13 protein-coding genes are annotated in these 18,031 nt (G+C 71.9%); 2 read left to right on the plus strand and 11 right to left on the minus strand.

The window, feature by feature from the left end:
• Positions 1–94: 94 nt before the first annotated feature.
• The 3 genes from FBY22_RS24985 to FBY22_RS24995 all read right to left on the minus strand — a co-directional run bounded on the left by FBY22_RS24985 (position 95) and on the right by FBY22_RS24995 (position 4,178).
• Entirely contained in the window at positions 95–685 is a 591-nt protein-coding gene (locus FBY22_RS24985; RefSeq protein WP_142149515.1) for a TetR/AcrR family transcriptional regulator, read from the minus strand.
• A gap of 28 nt (positions 686–713) precedes the next feature.
• Complete coding sequence (locus tag FBY22_RS24990; RefSeq protein ID WP_142149517.1) at positions 714–2,726, minus strand: discoidin domain-containing protein; 2,013 nt, start codon at positions 2,724–2,726, stop codon at positions 714–716.
• Positions 2,727–2,954: 228 nt separating this feature from the next.
• Positions 2,955–4,178, minus strand: coding sequence for an aminotransferase class V-fold PLP-dependent enzyme (locus FBY22_RS24995; protein WP_142149519.1), 1,224 nt, complete (start codon positions 4,176–4,178; stop codon positions 2,955–2,957).
• A gap of 141 nt (positions 4,179–4,319) precedes the next feature.
• Here FBY22_RS24995 and FBY22_RS25000 point away from each other — a divergent pair, with 141 nt between their 5' ends.
• A complete protein-coding gene (locus tag FBY22_RS25000; protein WP_222127819.1) occupies positions 4,320–5,219 on the plus strand; it encodes an aminoglycoside phosphotransferase family protein in 900 nt (299 codons plus the stop codon).
• Between the two features lie 98 nt (positions 5,220–5,317).
• Here the strand turns inward: FBY22_RS25000 and FBY22_RS25005 are convergent, their stop codons facing one another.
• On the minus strand, positions 5,318–6,796 hold the full coding sequence (locus FBY22_RS25005) for a glutamate-cysteine ligase family protein (protein WP_142149521.1): 1,479 nt from the start codon (positions 6,794–6,796) through the stop codon (positions 5,318–5,320).
• A gap of 108 nt (positions 6,797–6,904) precedes the next feature.
• Complete coding sequence (locus FBY22_RS25010; RefSeq protein ID WP_142149522.1) at positions 6,905–7,372, minus strand: helix-turn-helix domain-containing protein; 468 nt, start codon at positions 7,370–7,372, stop codon at positions 6,905–6,907.
• A gap of 74 nt (positions 7,373–7,446) precedes the next feature.
• Here FBY22_RS25010 and FBY22_RS25015 point away from each other — a divergent pair, with 74 nt between their 5' ends.
• A complete protein-coding gene (locus tag FBY22_RS25015) occupies positions 7,447–8,295 on the plus strand; it encodes a class I SAM-dependent methyltransferase (RefSeq protein ID WP_142149524.1) in 849 nt (282 codons plus the stop codon).
• 19 nt (positions 8,296–8,314) lie between these two features.
• Here the strand turns inward: FBY22_RS25015 and FBY22_RS25020 are convergent, their stop codons facing one another.
• From FBY22_RS25020 to FBY22_RS25045, 6 genes are all read right to left on the minus strand, one after another.
• Positions 8,315–8,917 carry a sarcosine oxidase subunit gamma gene (locus FBY22_RS25020; RefSeq protein ID WP_142149526.1) on the minus strand — a complete coding sequence of 201 codons (603 nt, stop codon included), beginning with the start codon at positions 8,915–8,917 and terminating at the stop codon, positions 8,315–8,317.
• Entirely contained in the window at positions 8,910–12,083 is a 3,174-nt protein-coding gene (locus tag FBY22_RS25025; RefSeq protein ID WP_142149528.1) for a sarcosine oxidase subunit delta family protein, read from the minus strand. Before FBY22_RS25025 ends, FBY22_RS25020 begins: the two co-directional genes overlap by 8 nt.
• A gap of 20 nt (positions 12,084–12,103) precedes the next feature.
• Positions 12,104–13,336 (minus strand): sarcosine oxidase subunit beta family protein, encoded by a 1,233-nt coding sequence (locus FBY22_RS25030; RefSeq protein WP_142149530.1) that lies wholly within the window; start codon positions 13,334–13,336, stop codon positions 12,104–12,106.
• A complete protein-coding gene (glyA, locus tag FBY22_RS25035; protein WP_142149532.1) occupies positions 13,333–14,619 on the minus strand; it encodes a serine hydroxymethyltransferase in 1,287 nt (428 codons plus the stop codon). The genes FBY22_RS25030 and glyA overlap by 4 nt, the downstream gene beginning before the upstream one ends.
• Entirely contained in the window at positions 14,616–15,476 is an 861-nt protein-coding gene (locus FBY22_RS25040) for a bifunctional methylenetetrahydrofolate dehydrogenase/methenyltetrahydrofolate cyclohydrolase (protein ID WP_142149534.1), read from the minus strand. Before FBY22_RS25040 ends, glyA begins: the two co-directional genes overlap by 4 nt.
• 116 nt (positions 15,477–15,592) lie before the next feature.
• A complete protein-coding gene (locus tag FBY22_RS25045; protein WP_142149536.1) occupies positions 15,593–18,031 on the minus strand; it encodes an FAD-dependent oxidoreductase in 2,439 nt (812 codons plus the stop codon).

Consider the following 18,031-nt stretch of genomic DNA (forward strand, 5'->3'; position numbering starts at 1 on the left):
AGGGCACGAGCAGGTGCATGGGAGCGCTCCCATGAAATCCACATCGTCCAGTACACGTCAAGAAGTGGGGCGTGGTTCCGTCCGCCCGCTCCGCTCAGACCACGAGCCCCGCGATGTGTGCGACGACCGTGTCGAGGATCTCCGACCAGGCCGACTCGTCCCCCAGGACGAGGAAGTTGAGGGTCAGCCCGTCGGTGACGGCGGCCAGGTAACGGGCCAATACGGGTACGGCCACGGTGAGTTCGAGATCCCGCTCCAACCGCAGCCGCTCGATGAGTTCCGCGAAGGCGCTGGCGTACAGCTCGTGCTGGCGCCGGGCCAGGTGCTCGAATCCCGGCTCGCGCAGCGCGTACTGGGTCAGTTCGTAGGTGAGCATGTGCTCGTCGGGGTGGGCACGCACATGGTCCCAGTACGCCTGGAAGCCGGCCCGCACGGTCTCCTCCAGCGTCGCCTTCGGGCGCAGCGCTTTGTTCACCACGGCCACGGAGTGGTCGGTGAGGGTCGTGATGACCGACTCGATCAGGGCCTGCTTGGAGTCGAAGCAGTAGTGGAAGACGCTCAGGGACACGCCGGCCTCGGCGGCGATGGACCGGGTCGTCGTCCTGGGGACGCCGTCCCGGGCCATCGCCCGGATCGCCGCTTCCGTCAGCTGTCTGCGTCGTTCGGCCGACGGTCTGCGTGCCATGCGTGTCCTCGGGTTTCGTGCGGGGGTGTCAGGCGCTGTGGACGCCGACGTCGTAGAGCGAGTATCCCCAGGAGGTGCCGCGGGCGAGGCCGTGGACGCGGACGTAACGGGCCGGTGTGCCGGTGAACCTGGCCGTGTCCAGCCCGCCGTCGCCGGAGGTGGTGGACCACGCGGTCTGCCAGGTGGTGCCGTCGGTGGACAGCTCGATGCGGTACGACTTCCCGTACGCCCGCTCCCAGTCGAGGGTGACCCGGCAGACCAGGTGGGTGGAGCCGAGGTCGACCTGCCACCACTGGTCGTCCCTCCAGTCACTGGCCCAGCGTGTGCCGCCGTCCCCGTCGACCGCCCGCCCCGGCTGATAGCTGGTGAACGGGTTCCACTCGGACGAACTCGCCGTCGCCGGCTGCCCCTTGGCGAGATCGACCGTGGCCTGGTGCCGCTCCGTCGCACCCCAGGTGTCGAGGTAGGACTGCGCGCCCCGGAACAGGTCGTCGACCACGGTCTGTCCGCCGACCTTCCTGATGTCCTCGACCCAGTCCGGGATCATGCCGACGTGGGCGGCGCCGTCGGTGTTGATGTCGAAGGTGCGCTCGCCGGAGGTCTGCCTGTCGATGACCGAGCCGCCGTCGACGCTCTTGAAGGGGTACGTCACCGGGTTCGAGGTGTGCGCGCCGCGGGGGGCGGGGTGGTCGCCGACGCCGTTGAAGTCGGTGCCGAAGCCGTAGCCGACGCCGTACTTGTCGCGCAGGGGCTTGGTGCGGGCCGCCTCGGCGACGAAGCCCTCGGAGCCGTGCATGTACTGGGCGACGAAACCGCCGAGGGAGTAGACCCGCTCGGTCCAGTTCAGGTCCATCCAGCTGTGCGAGGAGAGCACGCCGGGGTAGGAGGCCGACTCCAGGACGTCCAGCGCCTGACCGACCGCCTTGACGCTCATGTGGTCGATCTCCAGCATCATCTTGCGCTTCATCATCCCGCGCACGGCGTACTCGCCGAGGTCGGTGAGCCCACGTTTGTTGCACTGGGCGTCGGAGTCGTACGAGGGCACCGTCACACCCGACGGCAGGTCGGACTCGGCCGCCGAGGCGGCGTTGCCGATGGGGTTGTCGTGCTGCGGGCCTGTGCACTTCTCGGTCTGCCAGAAGGTGCCGGTGGACAGGAACTGGCCGACGTTGATGGCCGTTCCGAGGCCGCCGGAGTCGAACCGGACGCCGCACAGGGCGTTGTCGAACTTGTGGCACAGGAACATCGAGCGCACACCGAGCCCGTACAGCTCGTCCAGCCCCTTGTCGATGTCGGCCTTGCTGCACTGCGGGATGTCGAGGATCTGCTTGCAGCCGAACGGCTCGGAGGTCTCCACGCCGAGGATGACCGCCAGCTTGCCCTGTTCGATGACCTCGCGCGCCTGCGCGCTGTCGGTGACGATCCGGAACCAGCCCCTGCCGGGGCCGCCGTACATGGCGTCGACGTAGTCCTGCAGCTGGTACGTCATCCTCGCCTGCAGTCTGATCGACGTCATCTCGTCGCAACTGCGGTCCTTGAACGGGTAGATGGAGCAGATCATGCCGTTGGTGACGAGGTCGTTGACCAGCACCCGCTGCCCGCCGCGCCAGGCCCGCTCCACCCAGGCGTAGTAGTCGGCCTGGTGGGTCATCGAGTCGTGGGCCGGCCAGTCCTTGAAGGTGGGCCAGCCGACCGGGTCGTGCCTGCCGTCGCCGCCGTGGGTGATGTAGTCGAAGACCGCGAGGGTGCCGTCCGGGTAGTGCTCGGGGCAGTCCTTGAGCGCGTCGGCGACGCCGTTCGGGGAGAACACCTTGCCGCAGATCAGCCGCCCGCCGAAGGCCTCGTTGCCGAAGAGGTGGTTGTGGGCGTCGACGAACCCGCGCACCTTTCCGGCCGAGTCGGTGCCGGTGAACGGCTCACCGGTGACGTTGATCTGCAGGTCCGGGGTGGGTGGCGCGGTCGGGATCCACCAGTCGCCGCCCGCCGCCGAGCTCGGCGTGGGGCCGAGGATCACGGCGAGCACCAGGAGGAGCAGCGACATCAGGGTGACGTTCCTGCGTCTGCGGTTCGAGCGTCGGTTCGGCGTCACTGCCCACGTCCCTCCGTCGGCGCGGCCGGCCCCAGGGCATGGGGGAACCATGGGGTTGTCATGACCAGCGCAATATCTGGGACGAGGATCGGGGCGGCGGCCCGGCGAGTCAAGGGTCCGGGACGCTTGACCTGATGACACCCGGGGACGTTCGCCGGCCCCGATGGCCTCAAGGAGCGTTCAGCCCCCGAACCGGGCCCATTCGCCGAGCACGGGTACGCACTTCTCGGCGAAGTACTCGTAATCGGCGGCCGTGTTGTACACGTGCGCGGACAGGCGCCAGTAACCGGTGCCGGCGAAGCTGGTGAAGGCCGCCTCCACGTCCAGTTCGCGGGCGACCCGGTCGCGCAGGGCGTCGGCCTCGACGCGGGTGCGGCCCAGGCCGCCGGGAAGACGGACCAGACGCATGCCGGGCACGGGCATGCCGACGTCGACCCGGCTGTCCTCGCCGGTGAGTTCCGCGAAGGCGGCGCCGACGACGCGGGCACCGTGGTCGGCGAGGTCGTCCATGTAGCGGCGGGCGGCGTCCCAGCCCCAGGTGTGCTCGACGAGCGCCAGGGCGGTCGGCGCGGCCAGGTAGGAGGTGGCGTCGATGGTGCCCTGCTGGTCGAAGCGGTCCGGGTAGGGGTCCTGGGCGCCCCAGGAGTCGATGAGCGGGTACAGCAGGTCGCGCTGCGGGCCGCGCGCGACGAGCGCCGCGGTGCCACGCGGGGCGCAGCCCCACTTGTGCAGGTTGCCGGTCCAGAAGTCGTACGGGGCGTCGGCGAGCGGCGTGGCGAGCAGCCCGGGCGCGTGCGCGCCGTCGACGAGCATCGGGATCCCGCGCCGCCGCGCCTCCTCGCCGATCGCCTCCACCGGCAGCCTGCGCGCGGTCGCCGAGGTGATCTGGTCGACGACGATCAGACCGGTGGCCTCGCCGATTTCGGCGACCACGGCCTCGTACGCCTGCTCGGCGTCGGCGTCCAGCGGCACCCGCGCGGTGCGCACGCGGCCGCCCCAGCGCCGGGCGAGTCGTTCGGCGCCCATGGTGACGGCGCCGTAGCCGTGGTCGGTGACGACGATCTCGCCGCCCGGGCGCGGGGTGAGGGCGGCGTAGACGACGCTCGCGCCGGCACTGGCGTTCGGCACCAGGGCGAGGTCGCCGGTGTCGACCCGCAGGAACTCGGCGAGTTCCCGGCGGGCGGCGGCCAGACGCGGGGGCAGCGTCGGGAACCACACCACCGGTGAGCGTTCCATCTCGGCCCGCAATTCCTGCTGCCGCTCCTGCGCCGCCAGTGGGACGGCGCCGAAGGATCCGTGGTTGAGATGCCTGAGGGCGGGGTCCAGCGACCACGCCTCGGCGGCGGGCCGGCCGTCGGGCAGCAGCAGGGGGGTCGGCGCGGTGGCCGGCTCGGTTTCGCTCACGTCGGGCAGCCTTCCGGAGGACGTACGATCACCCGCATCCTGACACGGCACGCGGGCCGCCCGAACGCCCGGTCCGGCGGGGAGGCCCGCTCCAAAAAAACGTTTGACGAAGATCGGCACCGGGCGGTCGGATGGCTCCCCATGACCACAGGGCAGATGCATCCCGGCGCGCACCCCGTCGACGAGGACCTCGTACGGCGGCTCGTCGCCGGGCGGTTCCCGCGGTGGGCGGGGCTGCCGGTGCGCCGGTTCCCCTCGGGCGGCACGGTCAACGCCATGTACCGGCTGGGCGAGGACATGGTGGTACGGCTGCCCCTGGTGGCGGGCGGGGCCGAGGACGTGGTGCGGGAGCGGCGCTGGCTGCCCGCTCTCGCGCCGCTGCTGCCCACGGCCGTGCCCGAGGTGCTCGGCGCCGGGGAGCCCGCCGAGGGATATCCCTGGCCGTGGTCGGTGTACCGGTGGCAGGAAGGGCGCAACCCCGAGGAGGGGGCGCTCGAGGCCCCGGTGGCACTGGCGAGGGACCTGGCGGCCTTCGTCACGGCGATGCGCGGCCTGGACCTGCCGGACGCGCCGCGGGCCCACCGCGGCGGACCGCTGACCGCCCTCGACGCCGGGACACGGGCGGCGATCGAGGCACTGCGCGCGCTGCCCGAGGAGGGCGTCGACTGCGACGCCGTGGCCGCCGTGTGGGAGGACGCGCTGCGGGCCCCGGACCGCAAGGGCCCTGACGTGTGGCTGCACGCCGACCTGATGCCGGGAAACCTGCTCGTGGCGGACGGCCGGCTGGTCTCCGTGATCGACTTCGGGTGCATGGGGGTCGGCGACCCCGCCTGCGACCTGTTCCCGGCATGGAACCTGCTGCCCGCCGGGGCGCGGGCGGTCTTCCGGGAGGCGCTCGACGTGGACGACGCGTGCTGGCGGCGCGGCCGGGCGCGGACGCTGTCGCAGGCGGTGATCGCGCTGCCGTACTACCGGACGACGAACGCGGCGATGGCCCGCAACGCCCGGCACGTGATCCGGGCGGTGCTGGAGGAGGTCTGAGGCGGCCGCACCTGCGTGGAGGAGAGGCGGGACGACTGCTCCGGCGGCCTCACGCGGCGGCCCTCGGCCGCGCCACCCGCGTCCGAAGCGCGCCTGCCTCAATCCACCGGCCACGTGTGGGCGGGGGCGTTGAGGTGCATGTAGTCCATGTAGGTCGTGGTCATGCGGCGCAGGGCCTCCGCGCGGTCGGAGACGCCCGCCTTCTGCAGGTGGTGCACCATCTCCGCCTGCCACAGGGCGCCGTTGCGGGCGGTGACGCAGCGCTGTTCGATGATGCCCAGGAGGGGTTCGCGCCAGGCCGCGTCCAGGCCGGCCAGCTCCAGGCCCCGGTGGGCCAGTGGCAGCAGGCGGCGCAACACCAGTTCGGTGACGGGGACTTCGCCGGTGCCGGGCCAGTACAGGCGGGCGTCGATGCCGTCGCGGGCCGCGGCGTGCAGGTTCTCCTCGGCGACCGCGAACGACATCCGCGTCCAGACCGGCCGGTCCTCGTCGACGAGGGCGCGCGTCAGGCCGTAGTAGAAGGCGCCGTTGGCGATGATGTCGGCGACCGTGGGGCCGGCGGGCAGGACGCGGTTCTCGATGCGCAGGTGCGGACCGCTGTCGGTGACGGCGTAGACGGGGCGGTTCCACCGGTAGATGGTGCCGTTGTGCAGGGTCAGCTCGCCCAGCTCCGGAATGCCGCCCGCGTCGAGCGCCTCCTGCGGGTTCTCGTCGTCGCAGAGCGGCAGCAGCGCCGGGAAGTAGCGCACGTTCTCCTCGAACAGGTCGAAGACGCTGGTGATCCAGCGCTCCCCGAACCACACCCGCGGGCGCACGCCCTGGGCCTTGATCTCCTGCGGCCGGGTGTCGGTGGCCTGCTCGAACAGCGGTACGCGGGTCTCGCGCCACAGCTCCTTGCCGAAGAGGAAGGGCGAGTTGGCCGCCAGGGCGATCTGCACCCCCGCGATCGCCTGTGCCGCGTTCCAGTAGTCGGCGAACTCCTTGGGGTCCACCTGCAGATGGAACTGGGTGCTGGTGCAGGCCGCCTCGGGCGTGATGGCGTCGGCGTACATCGACAGGCGCTCCACACCGTCCACATTGATGCGCAGGTCCTCACCCCGCGCCGCGAAGATCTGCTCGTTGAGGAGCTTGTAGCGCGGATCGCCGGACAGGGCCGCCTCGCCCACGTCAGACTCCCGCAGCGTCGGGAGGATGCCGACCATCATCAGGTGGGCGCCCACGGCACGGGCGCGTTCGTCGGCGTGGTTGAGGGCCTTGCGGATGGCTTCTTCCCAGGCGCCCGGCCCGCCGGTCGTCAGCTCCCGGGGCGGGATGTTGATCTCCAGGTTGAAGCGGCCCAGCTCGCTGGACCAGGCGGGGTCGGCGATGGCGCCCAGCACCTCGGTGTTGCGCATCACGGGCAGTCCGTCGTCGTCGACCAGATTGAGCTCGATCTCCAGCCCGACCCGGGGGCGTTCGCTCTCGAAACCCGACTCGCGCAGCATCTGGGCGAGTACGTCGAGGCAGGTGTGCATCTTGTCCCGGTACCGTCGGCGGTCCTCCCGCGTGAACACCAGGGCCGGCACGTCACGTCCCATCGGGCCCTCCCGAGTCCCCTCGGCGGATGCCTGTCGTCCCAGCGTCGCACCTCACGCGGCTCGCGGACAGTCGGAGCCGGGTGTACCGGCGGTACGGCGAACCTGCGGTCACGGAGCGTGCTCTTCGGCGCTTCCCTGGATCGAGGCGTCCCACGATTGTCCGGGTGCCCGCTTCCGGCGGACCGGAACGTCCGCGGTGGCCGCGAGGATGTGCCGGAAGGTGGGGCACTCCATGTGGCTGGGCGCCGGGCAGGCGGCGACGTGCCGCAGGGAGTCGCGCAGGACGACCAGTTCGGTGATCCGCCGGTCCAGTTCTCCGGCCTTGTCCAGCAGAGCCTGCCGGTTGATGTGGATGGCTCCGTCCGGTGCGAACACGCGCGCGATCTCGTCGAGCGGGAACCCGGCGGTGCGCGCCAGCGCGATCAGCGCGAGACGCTGCAGCACGGCGGGGTCGTACTGGCGGCGCAGGCCCCGGCGGCCGACCGGCGTGATCAGGCCTTTCTCCTCGTAGTAGCGCAGCGTGGAGGCGGGCACCCCGGCGCGCCGGACCACCTCGGCGATGTCCAGCTCTGTCATCCTCTTGACCTCAAGTCGGCTTGAAGTAGCACGGTGTCATCCTGGCCCGATGACGGCAAGTACAGGAGACGGTCATGGACGTGGAGCGCAACACCGGTGACGAACAGGCGGCCCGTTGGAACGGCGCCGCGGGACAGCCCTGGGTCGAGTCCCAGGCAGTGCTGGACGGGTTGCTCAGGCCGTTCGAGGCGCCGCTCCTCGACGCGGTGGAGACGTTCGCCGGGCCGGAGGGCCGGGTGCTGGACGTGGGCTGCGGAACCGGCGGCACGACGCTGGCGGCCGCGCGGCGGCTGGGTCCGGCGGCCCGCTGTGTGGGCGTGGACATCTCCGAGCCGATGATCGCCGCCGCGCGGGAGCGCGCCGAGCGTGAAGGGACCGCCGCGTCCTTCGTCCGTGCCGACGCGGCGGACCACGCCTTCGAGCCGGGCGCCTTCGACGCGGTGGTGTCCCGCTTCGGCGTCATGTTCTTCGCCGACCCCGTGCGGGCCTTCGCCAATCTGCGGCGGGCGGCGCGGGAGGGGGCCGGGCTGCGGTTCATCGCCTGGCGCGGACCGGCGGACAATCCGTTCATGACGACGGCCGAACGCGCCGCGGCCCCGTACCTGCCCGACCTTCCGGTACGCCGGCCCGACGAGCCGGGCCAGTTCGCCTTCGCCGACCCCGACCGGGTGCGGAGCATCCTGGCGCAGAGTGGCTGGACCGGGATCGAGGTCCAGCCGTTCGACGCCGAATGCACTTTCCCCGAGGGGCAGTTGAGCGGCTACTTCACGCGGATGGGGCCGGTCGGGCAGGCCCTGCGGGAGGCAGACGAGGCGACCCGGACGAAGGTGGTGGAGACCGTCCGGGCCGCGTTCGAGCCCTTCGTGCACGGCCCGGAGGTCCGTTTCACGGCGGGCGCCTGGCTGGTCGACGCCCACGCCTAGGACGCCGGGTCGCCGTGCGCTACATGTACTCCGTCGCCGCGTCCAGCAGCCAGTCGGTGAGGTAGCCGGCGAAGGAGGAGCGGACCAGCACCCAGAAACCGGCCCGTGCCTCGTCGCGGGAGACCACGACGACCTGGGTGCGGCCCAGCGCGGTCTGGGCGCAGCGGCCGGGGCCGAAGACACGCGGGTGCAGGTCGAGGGCGCAGCCGTGGGCCAGCAGATCGCGGGCGTGGGGGCCGGCGACCAGGAGCGTGGTGCGCTGGGCGGAGACGTCGGTGACGGACACCGGTTCCTCTCCGGCCGCTTCCCGGACGCGGCCCTCCAGGTCGTGCTGGGTGCCGGGCGGGCCGACCAGCAGCCACTCGTCCGGGCCGAGCCACAGCGCGGTCAGCTCCCCCGCGCGCACCACGGTGTCGGGTTCCAGCGGCAGTTGCAGGCCCAGGGCGAGCGTCACCGCGTCCGCCGCGGGCCCCTTGGCGTCGAGGCGGACGTTCACCTGGGCCAGGAACGGCAGTTCGGCCAGCCGGACCGCGCCGCCGGAGGCGCGCGTCACGGCCGCCAGACGGCCGGCGGCGTGCGCCAGGGGGCTGCGGGGCGGGGCGGTGAGCGCGGTGTCAGCCATCGCGGCGGGCTCCCTCGGGGTCGTAGAGAACGGGGCTTGCGACGGTCACCGGGACCAGCCGGTCGCCGACGGGCGCGTACAGCCGGTCGCCGATGCGGTCCCGGCCACCCTTGACCAGGGCCAGGGCGAAGGTCCGGCCCAGGGCGGCGCTGCGGTAGCTGGAGGTGACGTGGCCGAGCATCGGCACCGGCGGGGCGGGCAGCACGCTGTCGGCCACCAGGTGCGTGCCCTCGGGCAGGAAGGCGGCCGGGTCCTCGGGGAGCAGGCCGACCAGGTGCTTGCGGTCGGGGCGGACGCTGTCGGCGCGGGCGTGGGAACGCTTGCCGATGAAGTCCGGCTTCTTCTTCGACACCACCCAGCTCATGCCGAGGTCCTGCGGGGTGACCGTGCCGTCGGTGTCCTGGCCGACGATCGGGTAGCCCTTCTCGGCGCGCAGGACGTGCATGGTCTCGGTGCCGTAAGGGGTGATGCCGTACGGGGCGCCGGCCTCGTACAGGGCCTCCCACAGGGCGAGGGCCTCCCAGGGCGAGACGTTGATCTCGTAGGCGAGTTCACCGGAGAAGCTGATGCGGCAGACGCGGGCCTCGATTCCGGCGACCGTCGTCTCCCGCCAGGCCATGAACGGGAAGTCGTCGTTGGCGACCGCCAGTTGAGGCGCCAGTGAGCCGAGGACCGCGCGGGACTTCGGGCCGACCAGGGCGACGGTGGCCCACTGCTCGGTCACGGACGTGCAGTGGACGCGGAGTTCGGGCCACTCGGTCTGGAGCCACTCCTCCATCCAGTCCAGTACGGCGGCCGCGTTGCCCGTGGTCGTGGTGACCAGGAAGCGGTCGGGGGCGAGACGGATGACCGTGCCGTCGTCGAAGACCATGCCGTCCGGGCGGCACATCACGCCGTAGCGGATCATGCCGACCTTCAGCGTGCTCATCATGTTCGTGTAGAGCCGGTCCAGGAGGACGCCGGCGTCCGGGCCCTGGACGTCGATCTTGCCGAGGGTGGAGGCGTCCATGAAGGCGACGCCCTCCCGGGCCGCGGCGCACTCGCGCAGGACCGCGCTCTCCATGTCCTCGCCGTCCCGCGGGTAGTACCAGGGGCGCTTCCACTGGCCGACGTTCTCGAACAGGGCGCCGTGTCCGACGTGCCAATCGTGCAGGGCGGTGGTGCGCACCGGGTCGCTCAGCACGCCGCGGTCGCGGCCCGCGAGGGCGGCGAAGGAGACCGGGGTGTAGGGCGGGCGGAAGGTGGTCGTGCCGAGCGCCGAGACGTCCACGCCGAGCAGTTCCGCGACGACTCCGCTCGCCAGGACGCCGGAGGTCTTGCCCTGGTCGTTGGCGGTGCCGGCCGTGGTGTAGCGCTTGGTGTGCTCCACCGAGCGCAGACCGGCGCCGGTGGCGCGGGACAGGTCGTCGACGGTGACGTCGCGCTGGAGGTCGACGAAACGGGGGGCGCCCTCGCGGCCGGGGACCGTGAAGACCCGCATGGGGGGTGTCGAGCGCGGCTGGGCGGGCGGCCTCGGCAGGCGGGGGGTCTCGGCGGTGTACCCCTCGGCCTCGAGCGCCCGGACGCCGGCGGCGGCGCCCTGCGCCAGGACCCCGGCCAGGTCGAGGACGCCTCTCGCGCTGCCCGCGACCTCGAGGGCCTGCCGGCAGGTGTCGGGGACGAAGGAGCCGAGCCCGTCGTCGAAGCGGAGCCTGCCGCCGGCCTGGCTGAACAGGTGCGCCACCGGGTTCCAGCCGCCGGAGACCAGCAGCAGGTCGGCGGCGAACTCCCGCTCTCCCACGGTCTGTCCGTACGGGGCGACGGTCACCGCGGTCAGCCGTGCGTCGCCGTCCGTGCCGACGACGGCGTGCCCGGGCAGCACCTCGATGCCGGCCGCACGGGCCCGCTCCGCCCACTCGCCCGGGTCGGTGCGGGTGTCGACGATCGCGGTGATCCCCACGCCGGCCCCGTGCAGGTCCAGCGCCGCCGCGTACGCGCTGTCGTTGGTGGTGAAGACGACCGCGTGGCGGCCGGGCAGCACGCCGTGCCGGTTGACGTAGGCGCGGGCCGAGGCGGCCAGCATCACGCCGGGGCGGTCGTTGTCCGCGAACGCGAGCGAGCGTTCGTGGGCTCCGGTGGCGAGGACGACACGGCGGGCGCGGATGCGGTGGACGCGTTCGCGGGCGACGTGCGGCGGGGCGGCGGCCCCGAGGTGGTTGGTACGGCGCTCGACGGCCAGGAGGTGGTTGTCGTCGTAGTAGCCGAAGACCGTGGTGCGGCGCAGCACCTTGACCTCGGGTGCGGTGTCGAGGTGGGCGGCCGTCTCGTGGACCCAGTCGAGGAGTTCGCCGGTGCCGAGGAGGCTGCCGCCGAGTTCGGGGCGGTCGTCGGCGAGGATGACGCGGGCGCCGCTCCGGGCCGCGGCGGCCGCCGCCGCGAGGCCGGCCGGGCCGGCGCCGACGATCAGCAGGTCGCAGTGGTCGTGTACGGCGTCGTAGCGGGCCGGGTCGGGGCTGGTGGCGAGGCGGCCCTGGCCGGAGAGGCTGGACGCGACCAGACCGTCGTAGAGCTCGACGGTCGTCGCGGGGAGCATCGGCTCGGGGAAGGGCTCCTCGATCTGGACGACGGCGTTGGGTTCTTCGACGCCGGCGGAGAAGATGCCGCGGCGGCGGCCGAGTTTGATGCTGGTCGCCGCCGCGATGATGCCGTTGGCGAGGAGGGCGGAGGCGAGGGTGTCTCCTTGTACGCCCTGGTACTCGGTGCCGTCGAAAGTGAAGGTGAGGGTGCGCTTGCCGGTGCGGACCGGGGGCTCCGCCCCCGCACCCCCGATCGGCCCCGAAAGGGCCTTGTCCTCAATCGCCGGACGGGCTGGATCGTCCGGACGGGGCTGAGAAGTGGCCGGGCGTGGGCTCACGGACTCGGGACGCTCCTCCCCCGTCCGGTACACCGCCAGGACCTCGTTCGTCGCGGTGTCGCGTACCGCGTTGAACCAGCGGCGGCAGCCCGTCGCGTGGCTCCAGCGCTCGGCGAAGGGGCCCTTGGGGTTGGCACGGAAGAACAGGTACCTGGCCCACTCCTCGTCGGACAGGGCCGAGGGGTCCTGGGGGTAGGGGACGTGGGCCTGGCCGCCGTAGTGGAACTCGGACTCGTCGCGGGGCCCGCACCAGGGGCAGGAGATCAGCAGCATGAGGTCGGCTCCTACGGGTCCTAGTGGGCGACCGCGGCCGCGCCGTGCTCGTCGACGAGCGCGCCGGTGGTGAAACGGTCGAGCGAGAAGGGGGCGTTGAGGGCGTGCGGGGTGTCGTGGGCGATGGTGTGGGCGTAGACCCAGCCGACGCCCGGCGTGGCCTTGAAACCGCCCGTGCCCCAGCCGCAGTTGAGGTAGAGGTTGTCGACGGGGCTGAGGCCGACGATCGGCGAGGCGTCGGGGGTGACGTCGACGATGCCGCCCCAGGTGCGCAGGACGTGCGCGCGGGCGAAGACGGGGAACAGTTCCAGGGCGGCGGACATCTGGTCCTCGATGATGTGGAACGCGCCGCGCTGGGTGTAGGAGTTGTAGGCGTCGATGCCCGCGCCCATCACCAGCTCGCCCTTGTGCGCCTGGCTGACGTACACGTGGACGGCGTTCGACATGACCACGGTGGGGTGCACCGGCTCCAGCAGTTCCGACACCAGTGCCTGCAACGGGTGGCTCTGCAGCGGGAGTTCGATACCGGCCATGGCGGCGAGGACCGAGGTGTGCCCGGCCGAGCAAAGGGCGACCTTGCCCGCGGCGATCGGCCCCTGGGTGGTGCGGACTCCCACCACTCGGCCGCCGACCACGTCCAGGCCGGTGACCTCGCAGTTCTGGATGATGTCGATCCCGGCGGCGTCGGCGGAGCGGGCGAAGCCCCAGGCGACGTAGTCGTGCTTGGCGATGCCGGCGCGGGGCTGGTAGGTGCCGCCGAGGACCGGGTAGCGCACGTCGGGCGAGATGTTGACGATCGGGCAGACCTCTTGGACCTGCTCGGCGTCCAGCCATTCGGCGTCGACGCCGTTGAGGCGGTTCGCCTCGACGCGGCGCACGCTGTCCCGGACGTCCTGGAGGCTGTGGGCGAGGTTCAGGACCCCGCGCTGGGAGAAGAGGATGGGGTAGTCCAGCTCCTCCTCCAGCCCCTCCCACAGTTTCAGCGCGTGTTCGTAGATGCCCGCGCTCTCGTCCCACAGGTAGTTGGAGCGGATGATCGTGGTGTTGCGGGCCATGTTGCCGCCCGCCAGCCAGCCCTTCTCCAGCACGGCCACGTTGGTGATGCCGTGGTTCTTGGCGAGGTAGTGGGCGGTCGCGAGGCCGTGCCCGCCGCCGCCCACGACGACGACGTCGTACGAACGTTTCGGCTCGGGCGTGCGCCACAGGAAGTCCGGGTGGTCGGGGAGGTCGGCGCCGGGGGTGGTGGGGCTCATCGGGCGTCTCCTGCGGGTCCGGAAAGGTGCGGGTAGAGCGGGTGCCGGGCGGCAAGCGCCGCCGTGCGGGCGCGCAGGGCCGTGGTGTCCGGCTCCGGCTGGAGGGCGAGGGCGATGACGTCGGCGACCTCGGTGAAGTCGTCCTCGGTGAAGCCGCGGGTGGCCAGGGCCGGGGTGCCGATGCGCAGGCCGGAGGTGACCATGGGCGGGCGCGGGTCGAAGGGGACCGCGTTGCGGTTGACGGTGATGCCGATGTCGTGGAGGAGGTCCTCGGCCCGGCGGCCGTCGAGCGTGGACTCCCGGAGGTCGACGAGGACCAGGTGGACGTCCGTGCCGCCGGTCAGGACCTTCACTCCGGCGGCCGCCGCGTCCGGCCGCGTGAGGCGTTCGGCGAGGATGCGGGCGCCGGCCAGGGTGCGGGCCTGGCGCTCGGCGAACTCGGGTGACGCGGCGACCTTGAAGGAGACCGCCTTCGCGGCGATGACGTGTTCCAGCGGGCCGCCCTGCATGCCGGGGAACACCGCCGAGTTGATCTTCTTGGCGAGGTCGGCCTCGTTGGTGAGGATGACGCCGCCGCGCGGGCCGCCGAGGGTCTTGTGGGTGGTCGTGGTGGTGACGTGGGCGTGCGGGACCGGGTTGGGGTGAAGGCCGGCCGCGACCAGGCCGGCGAAGTGCGCCATGTCGACCATCAGCAGCGCGCCCACCTCGTCGGCGATCCGCCGGAACGCGGCGAAGTCCAGCTGCCTGGGGTACGCCGACCAGCCCGCGATGATCATCTTGGGGCGGTGCTCCTTGGCGAGGCGCTCGACCTCGTCCAGGTCGACCAGGTTGTCGGCCTCGGAGACGTGGTAGGGCACGACGTTCAGCATCTTGCCGCTGTAGTTGATGCGCATGCCGTGGGTGAGGTGGCCGCCGTGCGCGAGGTCCAGACCCAGGATCGTGTCGCCGGGCTGCAACAGGGCGAAGAACACGGCCGTGTTGGCCTGGGCTCCGGAGTGCGGCTGGACGTTGGCGAACCCGGCGCCGAACAGGGACTTGACCCGCTCGATCGCCAACCGCTCGGTGACGTCGACGTGTTCGCAGCCGCCGTAATAGCGGCGGCCGGGGTAGCCCTCGGCGTACTTGTTGGTGGCGACCGAGCCCTGGGCCTCCATCACGGCGGTCGGGGCGAAGTTCTCGGAGGCGATCATCTCCAGTGTGGACTGCTGGCGGTGCAGCTCGGCGGCGAGGGCCGCGTGGACCTCGGGGTCCAGCTCCGACAGCGGGGTGTTGAGCGCGTTCATACGGCGTTCGCGTTCCTCTCGGCTGCCTCGACGACGTTGGCGAGCAACATCGCGCGGGTCATGGGGCCCACGCCCCCGGGCATCGGCGCGACCCATCCGGCGACCGTGGCGGCCTCCGGGTGCACGTCGCCGACCAGCCCGTGTGCGGTGCGGGTGATACCGACGTCCAGGACGGCCGCGCCGGGGCGCAGCATGTCCTTGGTGATCAGTCCGGGCGATCCGGCGGCCGCGACGACGATGTCCGCCTCGCGGACGTGCCACGCCAGGCCCTTGGTGCCGGTGTGGCAGAGGGTGACGGTGGCGTTGTCGGAGCGGCGGGTCAGGAGCAGGCCGATGGGGCGTCCGACGGTGATGCCGCGTCCGATCACGCAGACCCGCGCCCCGGCGAGGGGCACCTCGTGGCGGCGCAGCAGTTCGACGATGCCGCGCGGGGTGCACGGCAGCGGCGCCTCGCTGCCCAGCACGAGCCGGCCGAGGTTGACCGGATGCAGTCCGTCGGCGTCCTTGGCAGGGTCCATGCGGGCCAGTACGGCGTTCGCGTCCAGGTGTGCGGGGAGCGGGAGTTGGACGATGTAGCCGGTGCACGCGGGGTCGGCGTTGAGCTCGTCGACGACGTCCTCGACCTGCCGCTGGGTCGCGTCGGCGGGCAACTCCCGCCGGATGGAGGCGATCCCGACCTGCGCACAGTCCCGGTGCTTGCCGGCCACGTAGGCGCGACTGCCGGGGTCGTCCCCGACGAGAACGGTCCCGAGCCCGGGCGGCGGCCCACCGGCGGCCGTCAACTTGGCCACCCGGTCGGCGAGTTCACGCCGGATGTCGGCGGCGGTGGCCTTGCCGTCAAGCACCTGTGCGGTCACCGACGGTACTTCCTTTCCTGACGAGGACTGGATGCCGTAAAGGGGCGCGGGGAACTGCGCGACCAGCCACAACGAACCCGCAGCCGAACAACAACCCACCGCGGCCCCATCCGACCTCACCCACGCAGCCGCGACATCGTCGGATCGAACAACGGCTCTTCGGCGACGACCGCCTCGATCCGCTGATCGAAGTACCCGATGTGCAGCACCACCCCCGGCGCGGCCACCTCCACCGGCAGCCACGCGTACGCGATCCCCTTGCCGATCGTGTAGCCGTACGCCGCGCTGGTGACGTACCCGACGGCCCGCTCGCCGTCGTAGACGGGCTCCTTGCCCAGCACGACCGACCGCGGGTCGTCGATGGTGAGGCAGGTCAGCCTGCGCCCCACGTTCTCCTTGCGGAGCATCAGCGCCGCCTTGCCGACGAAGTCCTCCTTGTCGGGCTTGACCGCGAAGCCGACGCCGGCCTCGTAGGGGTCGTGCTCGTAGGTCATGTCGGTGCCGAAGGAGCGGTAACCCTTCTCCAGGCGCAGGCTGTTGAAGGCGCCACGGCCGGCGATGATGCCGCCGAGCGGCTGGGCCGCGGCCCACAGCGTGTCCCAGAGCTTCTCGCCGAGGTCGGCGGTGGTGTACAGCTCCCAGCCGAGTTCTCCGACGTACGACAGCCGCATGGCGGTGACCGGGACGCTGCCGATGTGGGCGCGCTTGGCGCGGAAGTACTTCAGGCCGTCGTTGGAGAAGTCCTCGTCGGTCAGCGGCTGCAGGACCTTGCGGGCCAGGGGGCCCCACAGGCCGATGCAGCAGGTGCCGGGCGTGATGTCGCGGACCTGGACGGTGCCGTCGGCGGGCAGGTGGCGGGTGAACCAGTCGAGGTCGAGGTTGCCGTTGGCGCCGACCTGGAAGAGGTCGCGGGCCAGCCTCGCCACGGTGATGTCGCTGCGGATGCCGCCGTCGTGGTCCAGGAGCAGCGTGTACGTCACCGAGCCGACGGACTTGGCGACCTTGCCGGTGACCAGGCGCTCCAGGAACTCGGCGGCGCCGGGACCGCTGACCTCCAGGCGCTTGAGGGCGGTCATGTCGTACAGGGCGACCGTCTCGCGGGTGACCTGGGCCTCGGCGCCGACGATCGGCGACCAGTACCGCGCGGCCCAGTCGTTCGGGGTGGGGATGGAACGGCCTTCCACCAGGTGCGCGTTGGCCTCGTACCACTGCGGCCGCTCCCAGCCGTTGGCCTCCAGGAAGAAGGCTCCGTGCTGCTGCTGGCGGGTGTGGAAGGGGCTCTTGCGGATCGGGCGCGGCTTACCGCTCGGCTGGAGGGGGTGGAGGATGTCGTATACCTCGACGAAGTTCTGGCAGTCGCGTGCCAGGACGTACTCGGGGGTCAGCTGGTGCGGCTCGAAGCGGTTGACGTCGCACTCGTGCAGGTCGAAGGACGAGCAGTGGCCGTCCACCAGCCACTCGGCCATCGCCCGGCCGACGCCCGCGGAGTGGGTGACCCAGACGGCCTCGGCGACCCAGAAGCCCTTGACGTCGGGGGACTCTCCGAGGAGTGGGAAGTTGTCGGTGGTGAAGGAGAACAGGCCGTTGATGCCCTCCTCGACCTTGGCCTCCTGCGTCGCGGGGAGCAGTGACTGCGTCTCGGTCCAGGCGGGCGCGAAGTCCTCCTCGGTGAACTTCAGGACCGAGGGCATCTGGTCGGCCTCGTCGACGGAGAGGATCTCGTCGGCGGTGATGGGCATAGGGCGGTGGCCGTAGTAGCCGATGCCGATGCCGTCGAAGCGGTCGCGGTAGTAGAGATCGGCGTCCTGGTGGCGCAGGATCGGGCGGACGGCCTCCTCGGTCTGGCCGGCGAGGGCGGGGATCGGGCCGGTCCAGGCCAGCTGGTGGGCGAGTGGGGTGAGCGGGAGGTTCATGCCGGCCATGCGGGCGATCTTCGGCCCCCAGATGCCGGCGCAGCACACGACGATGTCGGCTTCCAGGTCTCCCTGGTCGGTGCGGACGCCGGTGACCTCGCCGTCGGCCCGGAGCACGTCCAGGACCTCGTGGCGGGCGAGGAAGGTGACGCCGCGCTCGGTGGCCCGGCGGATCTGGGCCTCGACGGCGAGGACGGCCTTGGCCAGGCCGTCGGTGGGGACCAGGAGGCCGCCGAGGACCTTGTCGCGGTCGACCAGCGGGTGCTGCGCGACGCACTCGTCGGGGGTCAGCAGCCGGGACTCGATGCCCCAGGCCGTGACCCAGCCGTGGCGGCGGTGCAGTTCCGCCAGCCGCTCGGGGGTGGTGGCCACCTCCAGGCCGCCGACCTGGAGGAAGCAGGGCTTGCCGTCGACGTCGAGGGAGCAGAACTTCTCGACGGTGTAGCGGGCCAGTTCGGTCATGGTCTTGGACGAGTTCGTCTGGAAGACCAGACCGGGGGCGTGCGACGAGGATCCTCCGGTGGCGGGGAGGGGGCCCTGGTCGACCACGGTCACTTCGGTCCAGCCTCGCGCGGAGATCTCGTCCGCGAGAGCCGCTCCCACGACGCCCGCTCCGATGATCACCACTCGGGGTCCCGCCAT

Source organism: Streptomyces sp. SLBN-31, assembly GCF_006715395.1.
Lineage (GTDB): Bacteria > Actinomycetota > Actinomycetes > Streptomycetales > Streptomycetaceae > Streptomyces.